This is a genomic window from Candidatus Hadarchaeales archaeon (genome assembly GCA_038736355.1).
In the GTDB taxonomy this organism is placed as follows: domain Archaea; phylum Hadarchaeota; class Hadarchaeia; order Hadarchaeales; family WYZ-LMO6; genus WYZ-LMO6.
In genome coordinates, this window is the sequence record JAVYML010000003.1 from 284,034 (window position 1) to 306,616 (window position 22,583).

The window sequence follows — 22,583 nt, forward strand, 5'->3', positions numbered from 1 at the left end:
GAGAAAAATGGAATAAAGCTTTATCGAACTTTCCTGATGGTATCTGATGGTCTGGGTGGAAGAACCCAAAACGATAGAGCTCTCTCCGGGAGTTTATGCTTACCTTCAGCCAAAGGGGGAGTGGTTCGTAAACAACACGGGTTTCTTGGTGGGAAAAAGGGAAGTAGTGGTGATCGACTCCGTGGCAAGTGTTAAAAGGGCGGAAAGGTTCCTAGCGGAAATCAGAAGGATCACTGACCTTCCCATCAAATACCTCATCAACACCCATGCCCACCCCGATCATCTTTGGACCAACCATCTCTTCCATCCTTCCCTCACCATCTGTCATTCCAGGTGCAGGGAGGAGACTCTCAGGGAAAGAGAGGTGGATCCCTCCCTTTACTTGGCCCTCTTTCCGGAATTGGAGGTGGGAGGGGTCAAGGTCTGTCCCCAAGACCTGACTTTCGAACAAAGCCTCACCCTGTACCAAGAAACGGAAGAGGGGGAGAGGGAAATCAGGATGATACATCCAGGTCCCGCCCATACCCGGGGAGATCTTTTCCTCCACTTGCCAGAAGAAGGGGTGGTCTTTTGTGGCGATCTTCTCTTTTCTCCCCCCTGTACTCCCTTCGTCCTCATGGGATCCGTGAGGGGATCCATCAAAACCCTTGAGCTCCTCCGGAACCTCCAGGCCAGAGTTTACGTGCCCGGACATGGTCCACTCAGTTGGGGTGGGAAAGCGCTGGAAGAGGCCAGGGAATATCTGGAAATGATCTGGAGGGAGGCAGAAAGGGGGTTGAAAGAAGGAAAATCCGTGGAAGAGGTGATAGGGGGCCTAGAACTGGGGAAGTATGCAAGCTGGAGGGAAAGGGAGAGGCTACTGGGAAACTTGGAAAGGGCCTATCGGGAACTGAGGGGTGAACCGCACATGGAGAGGGAAGAGGTCCTACAGGTAATGGTGAGGATGTGGGAGCTAAGAAAGGAATGAGGATCGCCCTGAGAATCGCGTATGAAGGCTCCTCTTGGTTCGGATTTGCCCGCCAACCTGGAAAACGCACGGTGGAGGGAGTACTCCTCCAAGCCCTTTCGAAGGCGGGTTTGATGGAGACTCCCGAAGGGGCTGGATACGAAGCTGCCGCTAGGACCGACAGGGGGGTAAGTGCCATAGGACAAGTGGTGGCCCTCACTTCCAGATACCTTCCTACTCCGGAAGAACTGAATTCCTTTCTTCCCCCAGACCTCACCATCCTCTCGGTAAAGGAGGTCCCCCCCACCTTTCGACCCAGAAGGGAAGCCCTTTTCAGACATTACAGATACGTCCTCCCTCTTCCTCACCCCTTCGACCTCCACGAAGCGAGAAGGGGGGCCAAGTTTTTGGAAACTACCCACACCTTCGCCCCTTTTTGTAAACCAGAACCAGGTCGCCCTCTTTCCTCCAAACTCTTCCTGGTGGGGATAAGGGCGGAAGGGGGGATACTGAAGGCGGACTTCATAGCCACCAACTTCCTCTACCACCAGGTGAGGAGGATGATGGGAGCCCTGCTCTTGGTGGGAAAAGGAGAAAGGAAGGTGGAGGACCTTTGGAAACTCAGTAGAGAAGGGGGAAGGGGATGGGAACCCGCACCCTGTGAGGGTCTTTTCCTTATGAAGGTGGGATACAAGGATCTCCTCCTACCACCCAACCCATCTGCCGTGAAGAGGTTCGAGGATTATCTCTCCCAAGTCCCCAGCTTAGGAAATGCTGAAATGCGCAGGATCTTGAGGGAAGAACTGGGGTTTAAATAGGGTAAAAGGGGGGAATTTTCAGGTATGGGGAGAGATTTCTCGAAGGTGAAGAGGATCGTGGTAAAAGTTGGTACTAGCAGCCTCACGGACAAGTATTCTCGGCTGGATTATCAAAAGGTGAGAAAGATCGTGAGAGAAGTCATGGACCTCAGAAAAAAGGGAAAGGAAGTGCTGCTGGTAACTTCTGGAGCCATAGGCGCTGGAGTGGGTAGGTTGGGGATGAGGAAGAGACCCAAGGAATTGCCCATGTTACAGGCCGCGGCCGCGGTAGGTCAGGGAATTCTGATGAGGGTTTATGAAAAGTACTTTGGAAAATATGGGCAACCCATAGCCCAGCTCCTCCTCACCAAGGAAGATTTTTTCGACAAGGAAAGGAGTAAGAACCTGAGAAACACCCTTAGGGTTCTTCGCCAATGGGGAGTGATACCCGTGGTCAACGAAAATGACAGTGTGGCAGTGGAGGAGATAAAGTTCGGGGATAACGACCTTCTCTCAGCCCATTTGGCCATCCTCTCTGAAGCCGATCTCTTGGTCCTCCTTTCGGACGTGAACGGCCTCTACACAGGAGATCCTAAACATGATAGGAAAGCAAAACTCCTCCACGAAGTGAGGGAATTCACCCCCCAACTGGAGAGGCTGGCAAAGGGCAAAAGTTTTGGAGGGATGAGAACCAAACTACAAGCAGCCAAAATGGCCTGCTCCGCAGGCATACCCGTGGTGGTAGCCAGAGCTGGAGAAAGGAAGGTGCTGGAGCGTTTGCTTTCGGGGGAAAAGGTGGGTACCCTCTTCCTGCCGGAGGAGAAAAAATGAAACTACTGGAAAGCGTTAGGAAGGCTAGAGAGGCCTCCCTCCAAATGGCCACCCTACGTACGGAGGTAAAAGATGCCGCTCTCAGGGAGGCGGCCAAGGCCGTGAGGGAACATCGGACCGAACTCTTGGAAGCCAATACTAGGGATTTGAAGATCGCTGAGAGGAGGAGACTCTCCAAGCCCCTCTTGGAAAGACTGAAGCTGAACGAATCCAAACTGGAAGCCATTTCCAAGATGATAGAGAGTGTAGCCCAGCTGGAAGATCCTGTGGGAAAGACCCTTTACGCCTGTGAACTGGACGAAGGATTGGAACTTTACCGGGTGTCCTGTCCGATAGGAGTAGTGGGAGCCATCTTCGAGTCCAGACCAGATGTCCTTCCCCAAATCTCCTCCCTTTGCCTGAAGTCCGGAAACGCCGTGATCCTCAAGGGTGGGAGGGAGGCCACCCACTCCAATCGGGCCTTCTTTAAGCTCATGAAGGAGGCGACGGAAGGAAAGGGGGTACCGGAGGGATGGATACAGCTGGTGGAAGGAAGGGAGGAGGTGAGGAAACTCCTGAAGCTGGAAGAATATGTGGACCTGCTAGTTCCTCGGGGAAGCAAAGAATTCATTAAGTTCATTCAAAGGAATACCAGGATTCCCGTCCTCGGGCATGCGGAAGGTGTTTGTCATGTGTATGTGGACGAATATGCAGATTTCGAGAAGGCCTTGGAGATATGCTACGATTCCAAGGTCCAATATCCAGCTGTCTGCAACGCTGCGGAGAAAGTATTGGTACATGCAAAAATAGCGGAAGAGTTCCTGCCCAGACTGGTGGAGATGTACTCCAAAGCCGGAGTGGAAGTGAGGGGATGCGAACGTACGAGGAAGATCGTGAAGGTGAAAAGGGCCAAGGAAGAGGACTGGTATGCCGAATACCTCGATCTCATCATAGCCGTGAAGGTGGTAGACAGCGTGGAAGAGGCCATTTCCCACATCAACCACTACGGCTCCAAACACACCGACGCCATCGTCACGGAGGACAGAGAAACCGCTGTGAAGTTCATGGAGAGGGTGGATTCTTCCTCCGTGATGTGGAATGCTTCCACCAGGTTCAGCGACGGCTACAGGTATGGACTTGGAGCAGAAGTGGGAATAAGTACGGGAAAGCTCCATGCGAGGGGTCCCGTGGGGCTGGAAGGGCTCACCACGTATAAATACTATTTGGTGGGGAAAGGGCACACGGTGGCTCCTTACCTATCCTCCCCTCCCAGACCTTTCCTCCACCGTCGACTGGAAAGAACTTGGGAAGAGGTGAGGGAGGGAAGGGTCTGAAGGTGGGAATCGTGGGGGGAGGGAGGCTCGGATCCTCCCTCTTGAGGGGCCTGCTGAGGGCGGGATTCTCCCAAAGTGAACTCATGGTTTGCGAAAAGGATGAAGAAAAGGCCAAGAACCTCTCCCTCCAGTTCGGCGTGAGGGTGGTGAAGGAATGCGGTCCCCTCCTAGAAGATTCGGAAGTGATCTTCATAGCCGTAAAACCCAAGGAGCTCGAGGAGGTGCTGGAGGAGATGGAAGGGAAAGTGGAGGGTAAAATCGTTCTTTCCTGCGTGGCTGGCGTTCCCCTCGAAAGGATGGAGGGGAAATTGAAGGGAGCGAGGGCCTTCAGACTCATGCCCAATTTAGCCTGCTCGGTGGGGGAAGGGGCGATGGTCTATTCCTCTAGAACGGGGGGGGAGGAAGAGAGGAGAAAGGTGGAGGAGCTTTTGGAAAAATTGGGAACACCCCTGGAAGTCCCAGAGGAGAAAATGAATGTCATAACCGCCCTCAGCGGGAGTGGTCCGGCTTATTTCTCCCTGGTAATCCAAGCGCTCGCTGAGGCGGCGGAAGAACTCGGGGTGCCCAGGAAGGAAGCTCTGAAGCTGGCCTCCCAAACGGCCAAGGGAACTGGAAAGATGTTGCTGGAACTGGAACTCGAGCCAGAGGAACTCATAAGGATGGTTGCCTCACCAGGAGGGACCACGGAGGCTGCCCTCGGGGAACTGGAAAAGGGAAAGGTTTTTGAGGCCTTCAAGCGAGCCTTAAAGGTCGCTTGGAAAAGGGCTGGAGAGCTGGGATGAAGTTCAAAAAAGTGGCTGCCGGCGGAACCTTTGACCATCTCCACGCAGGTCATTTAGCCCTCCTGAGAAAGGCTTTCGAGGTGGGTGAGAAGGTATATTTGGGAGTTTGTTCGGATGAAATGGCCAGGAGCAAGGGATGCGAAATACAACCTTTGGGGCAAAGGCTGGGAAGGCTGTTGGAAACCGTTTTCACGGAATTTGGAGAGGAGAGGGTAGAGGTGGTGGTGATCAGGGACCCCTATGGTCCTGCGGTTTCAGACCCGGAGCTGGAGGCCATCGTGGTGAGTCCCGAAACGAGGGAAAGGGCGGAGGAGATCAATAGAATAAGAAGGGAGAGGGGTCTGAGGGAACTCCAAATTCTGGAAATCCCCTTCGTTCTAGCAGAGGATGGAAAGCCCATCTCCTCGACGCGGATAAGGAGGGGAGAAATAGACGAACATGGCAAACTAATTAAGAAGGAATAGGAAAATCCTCTTGGTGAAGAGGATCCTCCTCTGCCTCACGGGCAGTGCTGCCATCATGAGGGGACCGGAACTGGCCAGGGAATTCATCAGGGAAGGGGCAGAGGTAAGGGTGGTGATGAGCCCCAGTGCCTCCCAACTCCTTTCCCCCATCCTCATGCACTGGGCCACAGGCAGGGAAGTGGTGACCTCCCTCACGGGTGAAATCGAACACATCAAGCTCTCGGAGTGGGCGGATGCAGTAGTAGTGGCTCCCGCCACTGCAAGCACGATCGGGAAGCTCGCCTGGGGAATAGCCGATACCCCCGTTACGGCCACGGTCCTTTCTTCGCTGGGACTGGGCAAACCCGTTTTCTTGGCACCCGCCATGCATGCCTCCCTGTTCTTCAACGGTCCGGTGCAGGAGAGCCTGAAGAGGTTGGAGGAAAAGGGCATCACCGTGATAGGACCCGTTCTGTTGGAGGGAAGGGCAAAGATGGCCGAAACGAGGGAAATCGTTCTAAGGGTCATGTTTTACCGTCCCCCCGACATGAAGGGGTTGAGGGTAGCCGTCACGGCCGGTCCCACGCTGGAACCCATAGACAAGGTGAAGATGATCACCAACCTCAGCTCTGGGAAGATGGGGATAGCCCTAGCTAGGATGGCCTCCCTGCGTGGGGCTGAGGTAACCCTCATCTACGGTCCAGGCACGGAAAGCCCGCCGGAGGGGATAAGGGTGGTGAGGGTGAGGACTACCCAAGAGATGAAGGAAGCCTTGGAGAAGGAGGTGGAAAAGGGGGTGGACGTGGTGATAGCGGCGGCGGCCGCTCAAGATCTCATGGTCGAAAGACCTTTTGAGAGGAAACTCAGGAGCGTGGAAACCGTGGAACTCAGGTTGGTTCCTGCACCGAGGGTGGCGGATGGTGTGAAGCGTCTCCGTCCCCACCTCTTACTGGTAGGGTTCAAGGCGGAACATGGGGTCTCTGAAGAAGAGCTGATTTCCAGAGCGAAGGAGAAACTGGAGGCCGGTTTTGACTTAGTAGTAGCCAACGATCTCTCCCGCCCGGGAGCTGGTTTCGGTGAAGATACCAATGAGGTGATACTGATACACCGATCGGGGATGGAAAGGCTGAAGGGCAGGAAGGAAGAAGTTGCCCATCGGATCCTCGATTTGGTTCTCCAGCTGAAGAAAAGCCGGGGTTAGGAGAATTCGAATGGAAGGGGAACTCAGGGCCTTCGTTCCCGCCCACCTCTCCGGGTTTTTCGAGGTGTGCCCTTCTCCCAGACCGGAAAGAATGGGCTCTAGGAACGGGGGACCCTGCCTGGAGGTGGGTGTTCTAACGAAGGTGAGATTGGAAGAGGGGAAGGGAGTAGAAATCTTTATTGACGGGAAGAAAACGGAAGCCAAAACGAGCTCGTACGTAGCCAGGTCTTTCTTGGGAGATACGGAGGAGGAGTTCCATTTGAGGGTCGAACATCATCTACAGGTCCCCATGGGGGCGGGTTATGGAGCCAGCGGGGCGGGGGCTTTGGGTATGGCACTAGCCCTTTCCAAATGGCTGAGAATAAGGGCATGGAAAAGGGAGGCCATAAGAATGGCCCACGTGGCCGAAATCAGGAATCTCACTGGCCTTGGGGATGTAGGTGCCCAGGCAAAAGGCGGGCTGGTGATAGGGGTAAGACCAGGGGCCCCTCCATATGGCTCTTGGAGGAAGATCGCCGTACCAAAGGGAATGTGGGTGGTTTCCTGCACCCTAGGAGGAATAAGCACCAAGGAAATACTCTCCAATCCAGAGATGAAGGACCGGGCGCGTTCTCTGGGAAAAAAAGCCGTGGAAAGGGTTCTAGCCCATCCAAGCGTGAGAACTTTTCTTGAAGCCTCTCTGGAATTCGCCGAAGGTTTGGGTCTCATGGATGGAGAGCTGAGGGAGATGGTGGAACTCTTCAAGAAATTTGGAGCGATAGGGGCAAGCCAAACGATGCTGGGAAGGGGGGTTTTCGGCTTCTTTCCCGAAGAAAGCCTGGAAAAGGGGGTGGAGGAGCTTTCGGCCTCTTTGGGAAAGGGAATGCTGATCAAGAGTAGGGTTAGTGCGCGGGGTGCTCACCTTCTCTAATACCTTTCCCTATGCACGATTTCTTCCAGGGGTCTGCGGGGGGGTGCTTCAGGTTTCTCGGCACTCCTTCCGATGGGAACGATGGCTAAGGGGCGTATGCCTGGGGGGAGGTGGAGAACCCTGGCCACCTCATCCTCGGAGAAGGCTCCCACCCAGCAGGTCCCATATCCCAAGCTAGTGGCCGCCAAGAGGAGGTTTTGGGTAGCAGCGGCCGTATCCTGCACGTAAAAGAGTTCACCCCTCCTTCCGTACCTCCCTACCGTTCTCTCCACATCCGCACATATCACCACTACCACCGGTGCTTCCCCTATGAAGGGTTGACCAAAGGCAGCCTCCATCACTTCCTCCTTTATCCTCTGATCCTTCACCACCACCAGTTCAAGCGGCTGACAGTTGCCGGCGGAAGGGGCCCAGGCGGCTGCCTCCAGCATCTTTCTCAAATCCTCTTCCGGAATGGGGTCGGGCTTGAAACTCCTTATACTCCTCCTCTTCCTTATGGCCTCGAGTGTATCCATCTCCAATTTTAAGTCTTCTGTAGAAAAAAGGATTGGGTATGGCAGAAAACGAAGTGGATTGGATAGCCTCCAAAGCTCTAGAATTTCTCATGGACAAAATCAGGGATGGCCCCCTCTCGAAGCAAGATATAGAAATGGCCTTCGACATCTTTGCCAGACCCAGACTGCAAAGGTTGAGGTTATCGGATTTTGAAAGGAGACAGGTGGAAGATCAGATCATGGCCAGGCTAGAAGAGAGGGTCAAACAGATGAACCTGGAACACTGGGGAAGGAGCGAGCTCTAGAGCCGGACCAGGCCGTAGAGGGCTAAGAGGCAGAGGAAAGTGATGAGGAACATTCCAACCGCCCATTTTTTTGCCTCGGCCCTCACGCAAATATAACCGAAGAAGCCCGAACCCACTGCTGTCAGTACTAAGATGATTCCCAGCAGGATTTTCCCCACTGTTATTAGAGCCGACATCGGCTTATTTTATGAACCCAACTTTTAATCCTATCGTCTCGATAAGGTTAAACGACCTTCCTTCAGAGGGAAAAGGATGATAGAAAAAGCCGTGGAATGGCTGGTAGAGGATGAGGAAGCCAGGAGGATCTTCCTGGCCCTCAGGGACACAGAGGGGGAAATATCGGCCTTAGAGCTCTTCAAGCTCCTTTCCAAACCCGAAAGCTGGATATTGAGATGTATCCTGGAAAGGATGATGGATTATGGCATCCTGGGCAGAAATCCTAACGGCAAGTTCTATCTTACAGAAAATGGAAAAAAGCTGGTGGAATTGGAGAAATCCCTAGGAGAGGTGAAGAAGATAGGTTGACTAAACCTCCACTATCCTGATGTTTCCCCCCTTCAGGAAAAGGAACTTGTGTTTTCTCACGAGCTTCTGATCCCAATACTCCTCCGCTTCTTCCAGCACCAAGTTCTGGTGCTCATCGCACGTCCTCAAGACTCCTTTTATTTCCCTCCCATCCCGGGCAAAAACCCGGATGGTAGATCCTATCCTTTTTCCCAGCTCCAAAACCTCAGCCATCTGTTCCTATAAGTTGCTAGGACTTAAAGGATAATGGATGCCCAAGGCCATCTTCGCGGGGAGTCTTTCCTTCGGCCTCGTAAACCTTCCCATCAAGCTTTATCCCGCCACGAAAGCCAGGGGGACGGCTCTCCGTACCCTCCACTCCTCCTGTCACACACCCCTCCAACACAAGAGGTGGTGCCCACGCTGCGAAAAGGAGGTGCCCCTGGAAGAGGTGGAGTATGGCTTCGAACTCTCCAAAACTAGGATTGTTCCCCTCAAGGAGGAGGAACTCCTCGGTATCCAGCCCAAGAAGGCCAAAACCATAGAAATCTTCACCTTCGTCGATCCCGCTTCCATCGATCCCCTCTATCCAGAGGCCCACTATCACGTAGTACCCCAAGAAGGAGGAGAAAGGGCCTTCGCCCTCCTCAGGGAGATCCTCTCCCTCACAAACAAAGTGGGGGTGGGAAAGATGACCATGAGGGCCAGGGAATACGTGGTGGTCCTCAGACCCTACAGGCAGGGTCTGCTCCTCTCCACCCTCCACTACCAGAGCGAACTCGTGGACCCCTCGGAGCTGAAGGAACTCCAGCACCTTCCCCTTCCCACCGAAAAGGAAAGGGAGCTGGCCAGGATGTTGGTGGAGCACCTGAGCGGTGATTTCAAGCCCGAGGAATACAAGGACACCTACAAGGAGGCCCTCATGGAGTTGGTGAAGAGGAAAATGGAAGGTGAACCCCTTCCCGTGATGAGGGAGGAGAAGAAGGAGGCTCCAATGGACCTCATGAAGGCCTTGGAAGCCAGCTTGGCTGCGGCCAGGGAAAGGAAGAAGGCGAGTGGCTGACCATGGGTCTGCCCATCCTGAAACCCATGCTTGCCAAAATGGGTTCCCCCTCAGACCTCAAGAGGAAAAACTTCATTTGGGAACCCAAGCTTGACGGAACGAGGGCCCTGGTCTATCGGGAAGGGGAAAAGGTGGGCTTTTTGAACAGGAGGGGCAAGTGGATAGAATATAGGTATCCGGAGCTTTCCTCCCTATCCTCCCATCTCCTATCCGATCCCTGTCTGCTGGATGGGGAAATAGTGGTTTTCGGGGAAAACGGTCTTCCGAATTTCCCCCTCCTCCAAGAAAGGGAACACCAGGAAAATCCCTTCAGGATAGAATTCCTCTCCCGTCTTCATCCTGCCACGCTGGTAGTCTTCGATCTCCTCATCAAGGGAAGGGAAGAGCTCTTTTCCTTACCCCTTCTGGAAAGGAAGAAATTGCTCTCCGAAACCGTTCAAGAGGGGGAGAGGATCAAGCTCTGCCTCTACACCAAGCAGGGGGAGGACCTTTGGGAAAGTGTGAAGAAGATGGGGCTGGAGGGGGTAATGGGAAAGAGGGAAGATTCCCCCTATCGACCGGGCGTGAGGAGTCCGGATTGGCTCAAGTTAAAAACCACGAAGACCCTGGACGCCATCATCTTAGGATATACCCCGGGGGAGGGACAGAGGGCCCCTTACTTTGGGGCTTTGGCCCTGGGTGCCTATCATGGGGGTAAGCTCGTTTTCCTTGGAAAGGTGGGAACGGGCTTCGACACCAGGCTCATGGAGGAACTCACCCCCCTCCTCAAACAGCTGGAGAGGAGGGAGAGACCCGTCGAGGAAGAGCCTCCTTACGAGGTAAAGTGGGTGGAACCCAAGCTCGTTTGTGAGGTGAAGTATCTTGAAATCACCGAAGACCTCAAGCTCAGGGCGCCTTCCTTCGTCAGGATGAAGGAAAAGGACCCACAGGAATGTGAACTGGAACTCGAGGTAAAAACTTAAGGTAAAGCTTCCATTTTTATTCGGGCCCATAGCTCAGCGGTAGAGCGCCCGCTTCGCAGGCGGGAGGTCGCGGGTTCGAATCCCGCTGGGTCCACCACCTTAACTCACACAAGTTCGTCCAGCACCCTCCAGCTAACGAACCCGCTGCTCTGTTCCTTCCTCCTTACTCCCAGATAATCCCCGAACTTCAGAGGTGGCTATGATATCAGGTAGTCCACTCTCCCCATATGGCGCAGTTGAGGAGCTTGTTGTCATCTAGATCCTCCATGAGCAATGGAAGTTCCTCCCACACTCCTCCTCCGCCTCCCTAGGAGCCTCTTCACCTTCGACCAGAACTCCACTCGCAATCCACCCTCCGAAGCATTCTTCTCTAGATACCTCGGGTTCCCCTTAAATTCTGGCTCGAAGAGAAAACTGGGGGAATGACAGGACTCAGGGAAGTCGTGGTGGTGGAAGCCGTCCGCACCCCCACAGGAAAGTCGGGATGGGCAGGAATGGGGAAAAGAGGGATTTTCTCGGAGGTTTCTTCCCAGTATCTGCTTGCCGTGGTCCTGCGCGGTTTGGTGGAGAAGGTGAAAAAGAGGTGTTCTGCCTTCGACGAAAGGGAAATAGAGGATGTGGCCGTAGGGTGTCTCAGCCAAATAGGAGAGCAAGGATTGAACCTCGGCAGACTGGGGGTAATAGCCGCGGACCTCCCGCTGGAAACGGCGGGTTGGACGGTGAATCGGTATTGCAACGCCGGTCTACAGGCCATCAATTCTCAGGCCCAGGCCCTCATGGCGGGCTGTGGGGAAATAGCCATAGCCGCTGGAGTGGAACTCATGAGTCGCTATCCCATAGGATCCGATCTGGAGGCTGCCCTGAAGGCCGATTTCCCCGTTTCTTTCCATCCAAGAGTGGAGGAAAGGGGTGCTCTACAAGTAATGGGGGTCTGCGCGGAGCTGGTAGCTGAAAAGTACGGGCTAACAAGGGAGGACCAAGATCTCTTCGCCCTGTGGAGTCATCAAAAAGCGGTGAAGGCGATGAGGGAAAGGGAATGGTATGAGAAGAGAGTAATCCCGGTAGAGGTGGAGAGGGGGGAAGAAAAGATAAGGGTTGAGAAGGACGAACCGCCTAGGACCATTTCTTTGGATGATCCAGCCACGGCTTACGAACGCCTTAAGGCCCTTCCTCCCAGGTTCAAGGAGAACGGCACGGTTACCGCCGGAAACTCCTCCGCCATAGCGGATGGGGCGGCAGCGGTGATGCTGATGACCTTGGAAAAAGCGGATGAACTGGGGCTCAAACCCCTCGCCAAAATAAAGTCCATGGCCGTAGCAGGCGACGATCCCGTTAGTATGCTATTGGGACCCATTCCCGCTATGCGTAAGGCGCTGGCCCGGGCCGGCCTGAGGATGGAGGAGGTGGAAGTGTGGGAGCCCAACGAGGCCTTTGCCTCCCCCGTGTTGGCCTTCTGCAGGGAGTTCGGAGTACCCTTCGATGACCCCCGCATCAATCCCACAGGAGGAGCCATAGCCATAGGGCATCCCATAGGATGCAGCGGGGTTCTCTACTTTACGGAAATGGTTCACTGGATGGCCCGTCATCGTCTCAGGTATGGATTACAAACCATGTGCGGGGGAGGAGGGGTGGGAATAGCAACGGTAGTGGAGGGGATGTAGTTCAGATCCTCTTTATCCTCACCAGGTGGGTAGCACAGGAAATACAAGGATCGTATGCCCTGGCGATCATCTCCAGAGTCCTTTCGAGCTCCTTCGGGTTCTTCACGAGCTTGGGGGCTGCCACCCTGAAGTCCTTATCGACGTTGGCGGCGTTCATGGCGGTTGGTGTGATCACATCCGCCCATACGACCCTTCCCTTGGCATCGAACTTGTAAGAGTGTATCAGGATGCCCCTAGGAGCCTCCACGGAAGCCGTTCCCGTCCCCGCCTTTGGCTTTACCTCCACCGGTTCCTCTTTCTTCAGTCCAAGGCTGAGGAGCTCCTCCACATCGGAGATGCAGCGGTCCACGCTGTGGACCAACTCTAGGGCCTGGGCCAAGTTGTTGGAAAGGGAGTTTTGATAATCCAGCTTGTCCTTGTGTTGCTTGAAAAGCTCCTTTGCCTCTCCCTCCAGCCTTTCTCCGAAGAGTCTAATCCTGGCCAAAGCCCCCACCATAAAGGGCTTACCCTTGTAGGAGGAATGCTTGGCCCTGGAATGCTTCACCGTGGTCTCCTTGATGTACTTTCGATAGTCATGCACATCCCAGCTCTCCCCATCCGAAGCCACATGCCTCTCTCCGAAGTATCCGAACCTTTTACCGGGATCCAAAGCGATGAAAGTATTCTCCGATCTCGGTGCCTCTGGAAGCTCGAAGGAGGAAAAGAGCTTCACGGAAAGAAGGGCGAACTCCCTTGTGAGCTGCATGGCTTCTTTGATCCTCTCCAGGTCCTTCTCCGAGGGAATGGTGGCGAAACCTCCCACCCTTTCGTTCATTCCATGAACTTCCCTCCCGGTGAGGATGTTGTGGACCAAGTTTCCTGCCTTCTTAAGTTGTAAAGCCCCTTTCACCTCCCTCGGATACTTCTGTGCCATGTGCACCACGCTGGGGAAACCGAGGAAGTCGGGGAGGGCCAAGGCAAACACGTGAAGGGCGTGGCTTTCCACCATTTCTCCGTGGATGAGCAGGTCCCTCAGGAGCTCGGTTTGCCTCGAAACCTTCACCCCTAAGGCATCCTCCACCGCCTTGATGGAAGCCATGCTGTGGGCGCAGGTACAGATGGCACAGATCCTCCTCATCACGTCAGGGACCTTCTCGTAGTGCATTCCCCTGATGAAGGACTCGAAGAACCTTGGACCCTCGAAGAGGTTGAACTTCACTTCCCTTACCTGGTCCCCTTCGATTTCGACCTCGATTCCACCTTCCCCTTCCACCCTAGCTAGTGGTTCCACTTCTATCTTCATCCCTTCACCTCCAAGATTTCGGGATAGTTGGCCGCAAACATGCGCAGCCTAGCCCTAACATAGTCCAATTTGAAGCCCGCCTCCTTGAAAACCTGTAGGGCACTCTTCACCCTGGCCTCCCCCTCTATCACTCCCCTGCATCCTATGCAATCCACTCCCAGCGAGGGGCATCTGGCCTTGCATCCTCCCACGGTGAGGGGTCCCAGGCAGAGCTTGCCCTCCAGCATCAGGCATCCATTTTCCCTGAGCTTACATTCCACACACACGGGATAATCCACCGCCTCGGGCAGATCCCCTCTGAGCAAGGAGGCAGCGGCCCTCAAGAATTCCTCCTTCTCTATGGGACAGCCGGGAAGGACGAAATCCACCTTAACATAGGCTGAGAGGGGCTTGGATTCGTAGATTTCCCACACATCCGGAGCTCCGTAAACCTCCCTCATCTTCTCCTCCACCTTCAAGATCCCATTACAACTCGCCTGTACTCCTCCCCAGGCAGCACAATCCCCTATAGCAACCAGCAGTTTGGCCTTTTTCCTTATCTCTTCCAATTTTTGCTTCTGCTTGGGAGTGGTGATGGACCCCTCTACGAAAGCCACATCGTACTCACTATCCTCCACGGCACTGCTTGCCATCGTGAAGGACTTTAGGTCCAAGGCTCCCACCAACTCCAGCAGCTCATCCTCCAGGTTGAGGATCATGAGCTGATCCCCAGCACATCCCGTGAACCCAAAGATCCCGACCTTCGGCTTCATCCTATCAACCCCTTTATCTGGAGGGCATCCACGCCCGTGAAGACGGGTCCATCCTTACATACGTACCTCATGGAGGTACCTGCCCCCACCACACAATGCCTGCATTTCCCAATTCCGCACTTCATCCTCCTTTCCATCGTCATGTAGATCCTCTCTGGAGGGAAGTTCCTGTCCATGAACTCCTTGAAGACGAATCTGTACATTACCGGTGGACCACAAACCACCGCATAGGCATCCGGGTTCAAGTCCACCATTCCGAAGAGCTTCGTGACCACTCCCTCACAAACCCTCTCCGGACACTTTTTCCTCAAGTTCTTGCATACTTCATCCTCCTTTTCATAGGAAAGGTAGACCCTACAGTCCTTGGAATCCATGAGTTTCATGATCTCATCCTTGAAGAGCATCAAACTGTAGTCCCTTATTCCGTAAAGGAGGAGGATTTCCTTATAATCCTTCCTGTGATCCAAGGCGTATTGGAGAACCCCCCTCAGGGGAGCCATTCCCAAACCTCCCGACACCAGGATGAGATCATGGCCCTTCATCTTCTCCATTGGAAAACCGTTTCCATATGGACCCCTTATCCCCACCTTGTCTCCAGGGGAAAGCCGATGAAGGGCGGAAGTAACCCTTCCCACCTTCCTCACGCAAATCTCCATGGGTTTTCTGGTCGGGGAGGAACAAATGGAGATGGGAGCCTCACCCACTCCCGCCACGCTCACCTCTATGAACTGGCCTGGTTGATGGTTCAGAGAAGCATCCAATTGGATGAGTTTCTCTATGGGAGTTTGTTCCTCCACCTTCAGCACCTTGGCCTGCCTGGGAAGGAGCTCGTTCATTTAGCCACACCCCTTATCGTGGAGAGCATTTCCACGAAGTCTATTCCTGCCGGACAGTAAACCGTGCATCTTCCGCATCCCACGCACCTCACTTCTTCCCCTACCTTGCAACTGAGCCTGTTAAGCGTCCTCTCCACCACCGTTGGCCTGAAGTTCAAACCTCCTGCCACCAGTGCATGCCTCTTCAGCATACAGGAATCCCATCTCCTCACCCTGCTCCCCTTCCTGATGTCGAGGGTCAAAAGATCTGAAACATCATAGCACTGGCAGGTAGGACAGACAAGATTACAGGTGCCGCAAGCCAAACACTTCCTCGTGAGCTCTTCCCATCCTTCCTTCCCTTCCGTCTCTATCAAGTCACCCATTCCCGCCAAGTTGATTTTCCTTTTAATTCTACCCTTCCTTCTCTCCTCCAGCTTCGCTGCAAGCTTCATCTCCGCTTCCCCTGCCTCCTTGAAGTACTCAGCCTTCGAAAGCCTGTATCCTTCCCCGCTTCCTATCCTCACCAAGTATTCCTTTCCAAGGTCGTGGAGGAAGAGATCGAACCCGCTGGAAGCATATCCACTTCCCACAGAGGTACAGAAGCAGTATTTGTCCGGAACGCAGGTTAATCCTATCACTAGGGTGTTTTCCCTCCTCCTAGCGTAGTATTCATCCCTCGGGGCATCGAGGAAAACCCTGTCTAGCTTGAGGATACCGTTGATGTCACATGCATGAACTCCCAAGAGAACGGCCTTTTTACCATCGAGCTTTTCCGTGTACGTTTCTCCCTCAAAAGACAGGATTTCCTCTTCGGGAGGTAGGAAGAGTTTCTTGGGAGGAAGGAGGGTACGAGTATATTCCAGCTTTGCTTCCTTCAGGTTCTCCACCCTTCTAAAGACCACCTTCCCCTTTTCCTCTACTGGAGCGAACACTTCTCCGTATCCTTTTAGGGCTTCGAAGAGTTTGGGAAAATCCGCTTTAGAGAGCTTGGCGTATCTCATTGAATCTTTTCCATTTCAAGCCCAATTTAAAAAGCTTTTCTTTTCACCCTCCTTGGGGGACCTATTTCGAGCGGAAGGAACCGGAAAGGGCCACCCCCCTTTCAGTGGAAACTCTGAGGAGGTATCCATCCTCCCTTCTCCACCCTTCTATCCTTAGCCTATCGCCCGGAAAAACCACTCCAGAGAATCTGGCCTTCAATGAGACGAATCTTTCAGGATCGTTATTACACAGCTTCTTGAGGAGGGTTCTACCCACCACACCGAATGTACATAGGCCATGGAGGATAGGTCTTTCAAACCCCGCCAGTCTTGCAAATTCTGGATCGATATGTAAAGGGTTCAAATCTCCCGAAAGTCTGTAAATGAGATTGAGGTTTTCTCCTATCCTCGCCTCTTCCTCAACTTCGGGTGGGCCGAGAGGGAACTCCTCCCTGTAACTTGGTCCCCTTTCTCCCCCGAAACCTCCTTCCCCCACGAAAAGAAGGGAGGCGGTATTGTCGAAGAGAGGTCTTCCCTTTTCGTCCTTGCTCTTCATCTCCACGATAGCCAGGGCATGTTTTCCCTTGTCGTACAGGGAAACTATTTTTCCAGTGGTGTAAACCTTGCCTTCTGGGGGCAGAGTACTGTGGAGGACCAACTCATGCCCAGCGTGTAGGAGCTTCGTTAGGTCTCCCTCGAGAGTTTCCAATGCCCAGAGGAGAATGGGGTAGGAAGGGAGCACGGCAAAGGTGGGATAAACCTTGAGCTTCCCCTCGTAGACGAACTCTAAATCCTCGTTTCCAGCTCCTATCCCGAGGGCATAAAGGATCACTTCCCTCCACGAATAGGAGAACTCCACGGGGCCCGTTTCCCTTCCCACTGCCTTTAGATTGAGTGGCATGTCTCAGAAAAGACCCAGTTCTTCCACCAGAAGGGAGCGGAGATCCTGGGGTGGGGGCATTTTTTCCAGTAGGGAAGGTAGGACCTCCGCCAGCTCCTCGACCAACCATTTGCCCTTCTTCGAAGCCTTCTGTAGGGACCTCCAACCATCTAAAACCCACACAGTGCCGCCCACGATTCTTATCACCCTTCCCGTAATCCCCGCTGCAAGATCCGAAGCCAAATAGGCCACCAAGGGGGCTGCGTTCGCGGGTGAAAGGATATCGAAGCCGAAGCGTTTTTCCATTTCTTCAGGAGTACTCATGAGCGGAGCCATCGAAGGAGTGGCCTCCGTAGTAAGCCTAGTCCTAGCCAAAGGAACTATCACGTTGGCCATCACACCATACTTTTCCATTTCTTTGGCCACGATGAGGGTAAAGGCCACGATTCCTGCCTTAGCTGCCCCGTAGTTGCTCTGACCGGGATTGTAAAGAAGACCTGCATCGGAAGCCGTGTTGATGATCCTTCCCGAAACGGGTTTTCCTGCTTTATGTTGCTCCCTCCAATAGGCACATGCATGTCTGGTACAGTTGAAGGTCCCCTTTAAATGGACGTTGATCACATCATCCCATTCCTCTTCGGTCATATTGAAAATCATCCTGTCCCTCAGAATTCCTGCATTGTTCACTAGAATATCCAATTTCCCGAAGTTTTCCAAGGCAGTTTCTACGATCTTCTTTGCCCCTTCGAAGCTCGAAACGCTTTCGTAACTGGGAACCGCTTCTCCCCCCATCTTCCTTATTTCCTCCACCACCTCATCTGCTGGACCATGATGCTCTCCCTTCCCGTCGAATCCTCCACCCACATCGTTGACCACCACCTTGGCCCCGTGACGAGCCAGCTCCAAAGCTTCTTCCTTCCCCAAACCCCTACCTGCCCCCGTGACAATGGCAACTTTTCCTTCCAAAAGTTTCATCACTTTTCCTCCTCTCTTCACTATATATAAGGTGAGTTTCAAATTTTTGGACCCCAGAAATCGCAAAACGCCTCCTTCCCCTGTGAACAGTAAATAACACAGAACATGTCCAAACCTCCCAAGACTTCAAAAATCTGCCTCAATTCGCGTTTTAAACAGCTGAAAATGGCGGGCCCGGTGGGATTTGAACCCACGACCGTCCGGTTTCCCCACACGTTAAGAGCTTCATCCGGTCCTCTTCGGACCGACGGATGCTCCACCAGACTGAGCTTCCCGGTAGCTTGCGCTACTTACGGGCCCGGGCCCCATAAAGCTCCCTCCTCTCTTTCTTAAAAACTTACTCTTTCGATTTGGAAGTTATCAGGTTCAAAAGAATACCCTCCAACTTTTCCCCACATTCCCTACAAAAATCCTTCCTTTTGAGATCCACCTCTAGGACGGAGTTGGAAAAACTCATCACGCATTCCCTCCGCCTGCAATGTCCCAGACCGAAGGTATGACCCAGTTCGTGAACGGCTTCCTTTACCAGTCTCTCGAGGAAAAGATCTTCCCTCCCCTCCTCCCCGTAAAAACTGGGACTCAACCTACGGAGGGAAACCAAGGCCCCCCGACCTGGACACTGGGCCAACCCGAAGACGAAGTTAAGACCTGGCGTATACAAATCGACTTCCGTTATGGCCAGAATTCTTCCTTGGCATTGCCTCAGTACCTCCTTCAACACGATGGAAGCCTCGTATTGCCCCCTCTCCTTGCGGTAAGCCATTCTCGGCACCTCCACTCGGGAAGAGGGAAGAAGCCTGAGCCTACCCCGGAAGGATTCCGATAGGGTGGGGCCCAATCCCAAAAGAATTCGGGGGGAAAGATCACCCACCGGAACCATTTTGACCTCCAGGGTTTTCAAAGTACCCCCACCTCACTTTAGTCATCTTTTTAAAAGGTGCTTCCCCTCTCCCTTCGGAATGGGACTGGAAGTCCTCATCCTCCTTCGCGGGCGGTGGGAACCGGAAGAGCTTGAGCTCCCAGAAACCATGGTCTGCAACGTGATGGAGGAAAACACCCTCCTCGTCCCCCTTCCCCTGAGGGGGCCGAGATATTATCCCTGCGAGAACCCTCCACTGGAATATGCCGTTCCGGGCAAGGTTCCCCAGCTGGAGTTCGAGGTAATCCTGAGTGACTGGGAAAGTGGGGGTTTGGAAAAGGGAAGAGCAACCATCCTGTGTGGATGGAGGGGAGAGAGGCTTAAACCAGAATACGTGAGAAGAGTTCCCCTTCCCTGTCAAGAAAACGCCCTTTTCTACTCCAAAGGACACGTAAGAATCACCGCCTATGCTTCTGGGGAGGTTCTCCTGGAAAAGTTCACCCCCCTCCTCGATGAGGAGAAAAGAAGGATAGAGGTGAAGAGGGAAGTCCTCTGGAAGGGCTTTCCTCCCCTTCCCCCTCAACTCAAGGGGTTTGAAGAGGCGGTGAAAGCGGCCATGGAGAAGGCCAGATGTCAAGGTTGCAGGGAAATTCATTACGCCGACTTCGGATAAAGTAAATAACTGCACTTCCCCCAATTTTTGGATGCCCGAGAAAAAGGAAGTACTTGAAGCCCTCCTCGACTTCAAAGGAAGGAAAATCAGGGATTTTTGCCTGAAGAGGCTGGAAGAGGGAAAAAAGGCCTACGAAATTTTGGAGGAACTCAACCAAGGATTGGAGGAAATAGGAAAGGGATACGAGAGCAAGGAGTTCAAGAGGTACTTCGAATCCGATCTCATCGTTTCTGGAGCCAACATGAAAAGGGCGATAGAATTGTTGAGGCCCTATCTCTCGGGAGGGGTTACTAAGGAAAGGAGAGGAAAAATCCTGCTCGGAACGGTTAAGGGGGACGTGCACGACATAGGAAAAACCGTGCTCTCCATCCTCCTCCAATCCAGCGGTTTTGAGGTGGTGGATTTGGGGGTAAATGTGGACAAGGAAACCTTCGTGAAGGGGGTGAAGGAGCATTTACCCCAGATAGTGGGGATGTCCGCCCTTCTCACCTCCACTGCCCCATACATGGAGGAAGTGGTGAAGGAGCTGGAAAGGGAAGGAATAAGGGAAAGGGTAAAGGTGATCGTTGGGGGAAGAGCAGTCACCGAAGAATTTGCCAGGAAAATAGGGGCGGACGCCTATGGGAAAGACGCCGTGGAGGGTGTGAGGAGATGCCTGGAGTTGGTAGGGAAAAGGGAATGAGGATCTTCATACTTTACCGGGGACCCTTTGGGGAACAGATGGTAAACAACTTGGTGTTGGGAGGGTTGGGTAGCTCTACCGTGGGGACCTTCGAACTCACACCGGAACTCTTGGAGGAAGAACACCCGGAGGAGAAGGACCTATGGAACAGGCTCTGGGAGGAGCCTCACCGCTACCTTCCCAAAAGCCTTCCCCACGTTAAGTGCGATTTGCTCTTGGTATTGGGGATCCATTCAAAACTCGGAGACCTGGTCCCACCCATCGCAGAGAAGATGGGGGCGAAAAGCATCCTTTACCCCATCGACGACCGTCAGCATCTCCCGGAGGGAAGGAAGACCATGGAAGAGGAACTGGAGAAGAAGGGAATTCACATAGAATTCCCGGAGCCCTTCTGTGCCCTCGAAAGGAGCGAGGACCCCTTCGTCCAGGAGTTCTGCGAACGCTTCGGCAAGCCAAGGTTCAAGGTGAAGAGGGAAGGGGATAGGATAAAGGAGGTGAGGGTTCTGAGGGATACCCCATGTGGTTCCGCTCATGCTGTGGCGAAAAAAATGCCCGGCTTTTCCTGCGGAGATCCCAGGGCCCTGAAGGAAAAACTCTTCTTCGAACACCACAACGAAGAAAACGAAAACTATTGCCTGGCGGAGATGGATCCCCTCGCCCCCTACATGCAGGAGGCAGGGGATATCCTCGTGGATTCCTTCTTCGAAGCCTGCGGCCTCCCCACCACCAAGGACCTCATCCTCCAGGAGCTCAAGAAAGGAAGGGTAGATTTCCAGGAACTGAAAAGGAAGCTAGTGGAGGAGGAGAAGAGGTGTGAAACGGATAGGACCATAAGGAGAATCCTCAAAGAGCTTGGTTGGAACATCTAGACACAGGGTGAGAAGGAAAGTTCCCCAACCAACCTGTACATCAGGTCGCTTTCGCTCTCCAAATTCAGGTACTCCACCCTCCTCGCCACTTCCTCCCCCTCCCTCCTCCTCCCTTTGGAAACGAGGGCCTGCCTAGCCCCCTCCAAGGCGGAGTTTCCAACCTTCTCCACCTTGTCGAGAGGGACGGAGGGAAGAAGACCTATGGCGTAGGCGTTTTCCACCCTTATATAGGTACCAAAGGCTCCTGCCAAGTAAACCTTCTCCACCTCCTCCACCCCAATTCCATATTTTTCCAGCAGAACCTTTGTTCCCACACAAATGGCGGCCTTTGCCAGCTTCAGCTTGTCCACATCTTCCTCATCGATCTTGATCTCCCTTTCCCCTTTCGCTATCACCACTTCCTTTCTCCCTCCGGTGAACTTTCCGGTTTCATCCATGAAACCTTTGTTGAGCATTTCCGCCAGCACATCTATCAGGGCCGAACCGCAGAGCCCCACGGGTGGGAGATCGTCTATCGTTTCGTAAGCCACCCTCCCGCTCCCATCCATCTCCACCCTGCTTATCGCTCCCGAAATTGCACCCACCCCGCATTTTATGCCACTTCCCTCGAAGGCTGGGCCGGAAGCGCAGGAAGTGGAAATCATTCTTTCCCTGTTCCCCACGACTATTTCGGTGTTTGTTCCTATGTCCACGAGCAAACCTATTTCCTCCTTCCGGTGAAGGTCCGTGGCCAAAATACCCGCTACGGTATCGGCCCCTACAAAACCTCCTATCAAGGGCAGGGCATAGACATTGCCCATAGGGTTCATCTTGAGACCGAGCTCGGTCGGTTTCCTGTTCTGGGCCTCCAGGGTGAAGGGCTGGAAGGGAAAGACCCCCAGAGAAGCCACAGGATGGCCCAAGAAGAGATCCCTCATGGTGGAATTACCCACCACCACCATCTCGTATACATGTTCCGGCTTCACTCCCAGTCTCTCCACCATACCGTTTACGGCCCTTCTCACCGCTTCCTCCAGCTCCCTCTGTCCCTCCTTCCTGGCATAGGCAATCCTGCTTATCACATCCCCCCCGTAAACCTCCTGAGGATTTTTCATGGAGGTTACTCCCAAAATCCTCCCCGTCTCCAAATCCACTGCATAGGCCACCAACGTGGTGGTGCCCACATCCAAGGCCAAGCCTACTATCTCCCCCTCATATTCCCCCATTTTCCTCCTTTCTTCTTTCCATTCCCAAACCACCTCCCTTCCCTCCCTCCTCACTGCGGGTTCCAGCTTTACCGGCAGGATCTTTCCCTTCTCCAGGATTTTGTATCTCCTTTCCGGCACTTCCACGATGATCCTGCCTTCCTCTTCCTCCACCCTTGCCTGACAGGCAAGTCTCTCACCGGGTTTTACGAACTTGAGCTCGGCTTCGGTGAGGGGATTGAGACCCTCCCCCTCCACCTTCAAAAGGCATTGCCCGCAAACCCCTATTCCCCCACAGAGGGAAGGGAGTTCTATTCCAAGCTCCTGGCAGTAGGAGAGAAGACTCCTCCCCCTTTCCAACTTGACCTTTTTACCGTAATTCCTGAAGAAGAGCTCTCCCCTCTCCATGACCACCTT

Annotated in this window: 27 protein-coding genes and 2 tRNA genes; 17 read left to right on the plus strand and 12 right to left on the minus strand. The window is 53.6% G+C overall.

The window, feature by feature from the left end; translation table 11 throughout:
- The first annotated feature begins 46 nt into the window (after positions 1 to 46).
- Genes QXG22_06390 through QXG22_06425 form a run of 8 tightly spaced genes read left to right on the plus strand, consistent with a single transcriptional unit; the run spans position 47 to position 7,223 of the window.
- The gene (locus QXG22_06390) at positions 47 to 967 is read left to right on the plus strand and encodes an MBL fold metallo-hydrolase (protein MEM0359610.1); all 921 of its coding nucleotides are present in this window, start codon (positions 47 to 49) and stop codon (positions 965 to 967) included.
- Complete coding sequence (locus QXG22_06395; GenBank protein MEM0359611.1) at positions 964 to 1,764, plus strand: tRNA pseudouridine(38-40) synthase TruA; 801 nt, start codon at positions 964 to 966, stop codon at positions 1,762 to 1,764. The genes QXG22_06390 and QXG22_06395 overlap by 4 nt, the downstream gene beginning before the upstream one ends.
- A 24-nt stretch (positions 1,765 to 1,788) precedes the next feature.
- Positions 1,789 to 2,574, plus strand: a complete 786-nt coding sequence (gene proB / locus QXG22_06400) for a glutamate 5-kinase (protein ID MEM0359612.1) — start codon at positions 1,789 to 1,791, stop codon at positions 2,572 to 2,574.
- On the plus strand, positions 2,571 to 3,887 hold the full coding sequence (locus QXG22_06405; GenBank protein ID MEM0359613.1) for a glutamate-5-semialdehyde dehydrogenase: 1,317 nt from the start codon (positions 2,571 to 2,573) through the stop codon (positions 3,885 to 3,887). Before proB ends, QXG22_06405 begins: the two co-directional genes overlap by 4 nt.
- Positions 3,857 to 4,669 (plus strand): pyrroline-5-carboxylate reductase, encoded by an 813-nt coding sequence (gene proC, locus QXG22_06410; protein MEM0359614.1) that lies wholly within the window; start codon positions 3,857 to 3,859, stop codon positions 4,667 to 4,669. Before QXG22_06405 ends, proC begins: the two co-directional genes overlap by 31 nt.
- Positions 4,666 to 5,133: a phosphopantetheine adenylyltransferase gene (locus tag QXG22_06415; GenBank protein ID MEM0359615.1), complete on the plus strand. Its 468-nt coding sequence runs from the start codon at positions 4,666 to 4,668 to the stop codon at positions 5,131 to 5,133. Before proC ends, QXG22_06415 begins: the two co-directional genes overlap by 4 nt.
- Positions 5,134 to 5,146: 13 nt before the next feature.
- Positions 5,147 to 6,313 (plus strand): bifunctional phosphopantothenoylcysteine decarboxylase/phosphopantothenate--cysteine ligase CoaBC, encoded by a 1,167-nt coding sequence (gene coaBC / locus QXG22_06420; protein MEM0359616.1) that lies wholly within the window; start codon positions 5,147 to 5,149, stop codon positions 6,311 to 6,313.
- Positions 6,314 to 6,323: 10 nt separating this feature from the next.
- A complete protein-coding gene (locus QXG22_06425; protein ID MEM0359617.1) occupies positions 6,324 to 7,223 on the plus strand; it encodes a hypothetical protein in 900 nt (299 codons plus the stop codon).
- On the opposite strand, the gene QXG22_06430 is transcribed toward QXG22_06425, so the two are convergent.
- Positions 7,220 to 7,738: a nitroreductase family protein gene (locus QXG22_06430; GenBank protein ID MEM0359618.1), complete on the minus strand. Its 519-nt coding sequence runs from the start codon at positions 7,736 to 7,738 to the stop codon at positions 7,220 to 7,222. The two genes, QXG22_06425 and QXG22_06430, sit on opposite strands and share 4 nt — an antisense overlap.
- Positions 7,739 to 7,776: 38 nt before the next feature.
- Between QXG22_06430 and QXG22_06435 the strand changes: the two genes are divergently transcribed.
- On the plus strand, positions 7,777 to 8,022 hold the full coding sequence (locus QXG22_06435) for a hypothetical protein (protein ID MEM0359619.1): 246 nt from the start codon (positions 7,777 to 7,779) through the stop codon (positions 8,020 to 8,022).
- On the opposite strand, the gene QXG22_06440 is transcribed toward QXG22_06435, so the two are convergent.
- Positions 8,019 to 8,198, minus strand: a complete 180-nt coding sequence (locus QXG22_06440; GenBank protein MEM0359620.1) for a hypothetical protein — start codon at positions 8,196 to 8,198, stop codon at positions 8,019 to 8,021. The two genes, QXG22_06435 and QXG22_06440, sit on opposite strands and share 4 nt — an antisense overlap.
- Before the next feature lie 76 nt (positions 8,199 to 8,274).
- Here QXG22_06440 and QXG22_06445 point away from each other — a divergent pair, with 76 nt between their 5' ends.
- Positions 8,275 to 8,547 (plus strand): hypothetical protein, encoded by a 273-nt coding sequence (locus QXG22_06445; GenBank protein ID MEM0359621.1) that lies wholly within the window; start codon positions 8,275 to 8,277, stop codon positions 8,545 to 8,547.
- On the opposite strand, the gene QXG22_06450 is transcribed toward QXG22_06445, so the two are convergent.
- On the minus strand, positions 8,548 to 8,760 hold the full coding sequence (locus QXG22_06450) for an LSM domain-containing protein (GenBank protein MEM0359622.1): 213 nt from the start codon (positions 8,758 to 8,760) through the stop codon (positions 8,548 to 8,550).
- A 37-nt stretch (positions 8,761 to 8,797) separates the two neighbouring features.
- On the opposite strand from QXG22_06450, the gene QXG22_06455 reads away from it, so the two are divergent.
- The 4 genes from QXG22_06455 (at position 8,798) to QXG22_06470 (ending at position 12,212) form a co-directional block, all read left to right on the plus strand.
- Positions 8,798 to 9,589 (plus strand): Ku protein, encoded by a 792-nt coding sequence (locus QXG22_06455; protein ID MEM0359623.1) that lies wholly within the window; start codon positions 8,798 to 8,800, stop codon positions 9,587 to 9,589.
- A gap of 2 nt (positions 9,590 to 9,591) precedes the next feature.
- The gene (gene ligD / locus QXG22_06460) at positions 9,592 to 10,551 is read left to right on the plus strand and encodes a non-homologous end-joining DNA ligase (protein ID MEM0359624.1); all 960 of its coding nucleotides are present in this window, start codon (positions 9,592 to 9,594) and stop codon (positions 10,549 to 10,551) included.
- A gap of 22 nt (positions 10,552 to 10,573) precedes the next feature.
- Positions 10,574 to 10,648: transfer RNA gene (locus QXG22_06465), tRNA-Ala, on the plus strand.
- A 325-nt stretch (positions 10,649 to 10,973) separates the two neighbouring features.
- Positions 10,974 to 12,212, plus strand: coding sequence for a thiolase family protein (locus tag QXG22_06470; protein ID MEM0359625.1), 1,239 nt, complete (start codon positions 10,974 to 10,976; stop codon positions 12,210 to 12,212).
- A gap of 1 nt (position 12,213) precedes the next feature.
- Here QXG22_06470 and QXG22_06475 read toward each other — a convergent pair whose 3' ends face one another.
- The 8 genes from QXG22_06475 to QXG22_06510 form a co-directional block, all read right to left on the minus strand.
- Positions 12,214 to 13,494, minus strand: a complete 1,281-nt coding sequence (locus tag QXG22_06475; GenBank protein ID MEM0359626.1) for a Ni/Fe hydrogenase subunit alpha — start codon at positions 13,492 to 13,494, stop codon at positions 12,214 to 12,216.
- Complete coding sequence (locus QXG22_06480) at positions 13,491 to 14,246, minus strand: hypothetical protein (protein MEM0359627.1); 756 nt, start codon at positions 14,244 to 14,246, stop codon at positions 13,491 to 13,493. Before QXG22_06480 ends, QXG22_06475 begins: the two co-directional genes overlap by 4 nt.
- A complete protein-coding gene (locus QXG22_06485) occupies positions 14,243 to 15,082 on the minus strand; it encodes a hypothetical protein (protein MEM0359628.1) in 840 nt (279 codons plus the stop codon). The genes QXG22_06480 and QXG22_06485 overlap by 4 nt, the downstream gene beginning before the upstream one ends.
- Positions 15,079 to 16,065 carry a 4Fe-4S dicluster domain-containing protein gene (locus QXG22_06490; GenBank protein ID MEM0359629.1) on the minus strand — a complete coding sequence of 329 codons (987 nt, stop codon included), beginning with the start codon at positions 16,063 to 16,065 and terminating at the stop codon, positions 15,079 to 15,081. Before QXG22_06490 ends, QXG22_06485 begins: the two co-directional genes overlap by 4 nt.
- Positions 16,066 to 16,126: 61 nt before the next feature.
- A complete protein-coding gene (locus QXG22_06495; GenBank protein ID MEM0359630.1) occupies positions 16,127 to 16,945 on the minus strand; it encodes a MaoC/PaaZ C-terminal domain-containing protein in 819 nt (272 codons plus the stop codon).
- 3 nt (positions 16,946 to 16,948) lie between these two features.
- Complete coding sequence (locus QXG22_06500) at positions 16,949 to 17,899, minus strand: SDR family oxidoreductase (GenBank protein MEM0359631.1); 951 nt, start codon at positions 17,897 to 17,899, stop codon at positions 16,949 to 16,951.
- A 166-nt stretch (positions 17,900 to 18,065) separates the two neighbouring features.
- Positions 18,066 to 18,199: transfer RNA gene (locus QXG22_06505), tRNA-Lys, on the minus strand.
- Between the two features lie 37 nt (positions 18,200 to 18,236).
- Positions 18,237 to 18,800 carry an archaemetzincin family Zn-dependent metalloprotease gene (locus QXG22_06510; GenBank protein ID MEM0359632.1) on the minus strand — a complete coding sequence of 188 codons (564 nt, stop codon included), beginning with the start codon at positions 18,798 to 18,800 and terminating at the stop codon, positions 18,237 to 18,239.
- Between the two features lie 58 nt (positions 18,801 to 18,858).
- Here QXG22_06510 and QXG22_06515 point away from each other — a divergent pair, with 58 nt between their 5' ends.
- Genes QXG22_06515 through QXG22_06525 form a run of 3 tightly spaced genes read left to right on the plus strand, consistent with a single transcriptional unit; the run spans position 18,859 to position 20,982 of the window.
- Positions 18,859 to 19,431, plus strand: a complete 573-nt coding sequence (locus QXG22_06515) for a hypothetical protein (GenBank protein MEM0359633.1) — start codon at positions 18,859 to 18,861, stop codon at positions 19,429 to 19,431.
- A gap of 31 nt (positions 19,432 to 19,462) precedes the next feature.
- The gene (locus tag QXG22_06520) at positions 19,463 to 20,113 is read left to right on the plus strand and encodes a cobalamin-dependent protein (protein ID MEM0359634.1); all 651 of its coding nucleotides are present in this window, start codon (positions 19,463 to 19,465) and stop codon (positions 20,111 to 20,113) included.
- Positions 20,110 to 20,982 carry a DUF166 family protein gene (locus tag QXG22_06525; GenBank protein MEM0359635.1) on the plus strand — a complete coding sequence of 291 codons (873 nt, stop codon included), beginning with the start codon at positions 20,110 to 20,112 and terminating at the stop codon, positions 20,980 to 20,982. The genes QXG22_06520 and QXG22_06525 overlap by 4 nt, the downstream gene beginning before the upstream one ends.
- Here the strand turns inward: QXG22_06525 and QXG22_06530 are convergent.
- A complete protein-coding gene (locus QXG22_06530) occupies positions 20,979 to 22,574 on the minus strand; it encodes an ASKHA domain-containing protein (protein ID MEM0359636.1) in 1,596 nt (531 codons plus the stop codon). The genes QXG22_06525 and QXG22_06530 overlap by 4 nt on opposite strands.
- Positions 22,575 to 22,583: the final 9 nt, after the last annotated feature.

Coding starts and splice junctions, on each gene's coding strand:
- QXG22_06390 (MEM0359610.1), top strand. CDS start 47: ATGGTCTGGGTGGAAGAACCCAAAACGATAGAGCTCTCTCCGGGAGTT.
- QXG22_06395 (MEM0359611.1), top strand. CDS start 964: ATGAGGATCGCCCTGAGAATCGCGTATGAAGGCTCCTCTTGGTTCGGA.
- proB (MEM0359612.1), top strand. CDS start 1,789: ATGGGGAGAGATTTCTCGAAGGTGAAGAGGATCGTGGTAAAAGTTGGT.
- QXG22_06405 (MEM0359613.1), top strand. CDS start 2,571: ATGAAACTACTGGAAAGCGTTAGGAAGGCTAGAGAGGCCTCCCTCCAA.
- QXG22_06415 (MEM0359615.1), top strand. CDS start 4,666: ATGAAGTTCAAAAAAGTGGCTGCCGGCGGAACCTTTGACCATCTCCAC.
- QXG22_06425 (MEM0359617.1), top strand. CDS start 6,324: ATGGAAGGGGAACTCAGGGCCTTCGTTCCCGCCCACCTCTCCGGGTTT.
- QXG22_06430 (MEM0359618.1), bottom strand. CDS start 7,738: ATGGATACACTCGAGGCCATAAGGAAGAGGAGGAGTATAAGGAGTTTC.
- QXG22_06435 (MEM0359619.1), top strand. CDS start 7,777: ATGGCAGAAAACGAAGTGGATTGGATAGCCTCCAAAGCTCTAGAATTT.
- QXG22_06440 (MEM0359620.1), bottom strand. CDS start 8,198: ATGTCGGCTCTAATAACAGTGGGGAAAATCCTGCTGGGAATCATCTTA.
- QXG22_06445 (MEM0359621.1), top strand. CDS start 8,275: ATGATAGAAAAAGCCGTGGAATGGCTGGTAGAGGATGAGGAAGCCAGG.
- QXG22_06450 (MEM0359622.1), bottom strand. CDS start 8,760: ATGGCTGAGGTTTTGGAGCTGGGAAAAAGGATAGGATCTACCATCCGG.
- QXG22_06455 (MEM0359623.1), top strand. CDS start 8,798: ATGCCCAAGGCCATCTTCGCGGGGAGTCTTTCCTTCGGCCTCGTAAAC.
- ligD (MEM0359624.1), top strand. CDS start 9,592: ATGGGTCTGCCCATCCTGAAACCCATGCTTGCCAAAATGGGTTCCCCC.
- QXG22_06470 (MEM0359625.1), top strand. CDS start 10,974: ATGACAGGACTCAGGGAAGTCGTGGTGGTGGAAGCCGTCCGCACCCCC.
- QXG22_06475 (MEM0359626.1), bottom strand. CDS start 13,494: ATGAAGATAGAAGTGGAACCACTAGCTAGGGTGGAAGGGGAAGGTGGA.
- QXG22_06480 (MEM0359627.1), bottom strand. CDS start 14,246: ATGAAGCCGAAGGTCGGGATCTTTGGGTTCACGGGATGTGCTGGGGAT.
- QXG22_06485 (MEM0359628.1), bottom strand. CDS start 15,082: ATGAACGAGCTCCTTCCCAGGCAGGCCAAGGTGCTGAAGGTGGAGGAA.
- QXG22_06490 (MEM0359629.1), bottom strand. CDS start 16,065: ATGAGATACGCCAAGCTCTCTAAAGCGGATTTTCCCAAACTCTTCGAA.
- QXG22_06495 (MEM0359630.1), bottom strand. CDS start 16,945: ATGCCACTCAATCTAAAGGCAGTGGGAAGGGAAACGGGCCCCGTGGAG.
- QXG22_06500 (MEM0359631.1), bottom strand. CDS start 17,899: ATGAAACTTTTGGAAGGAAAAGTTGCCATTGTCACGGGGGCAGGTAGG.
- QXG22_06515 (MEM0359633.1), top strand. CDS start 18,859: ATGGGACTGGAAGTCCTCATCCTCCTTCGCGGGCGGTGGGAACCGGAA.
- QXG22_06520 (MEM0359634.1), top strand. CDS start 19,463: ATGCCCGAGAAAAAGGAAGTACTTGAAGCCCTCCTCGACTTCAAAGGA.
- QXG22_06525 (MEM0359635.1), top strand. CDS start 20,110: ATGAGGATCTTCATACTTTACCGGGGACCCTTTGGGGAACAGATGGTA.
- QXG22_06530 (MEM0359636.1), bottom strand. CDS start 22,574: ATGGAGAGGGGAGAGCTCTTCTTCAGGAATTACGGTAAAAAGGTCAAG.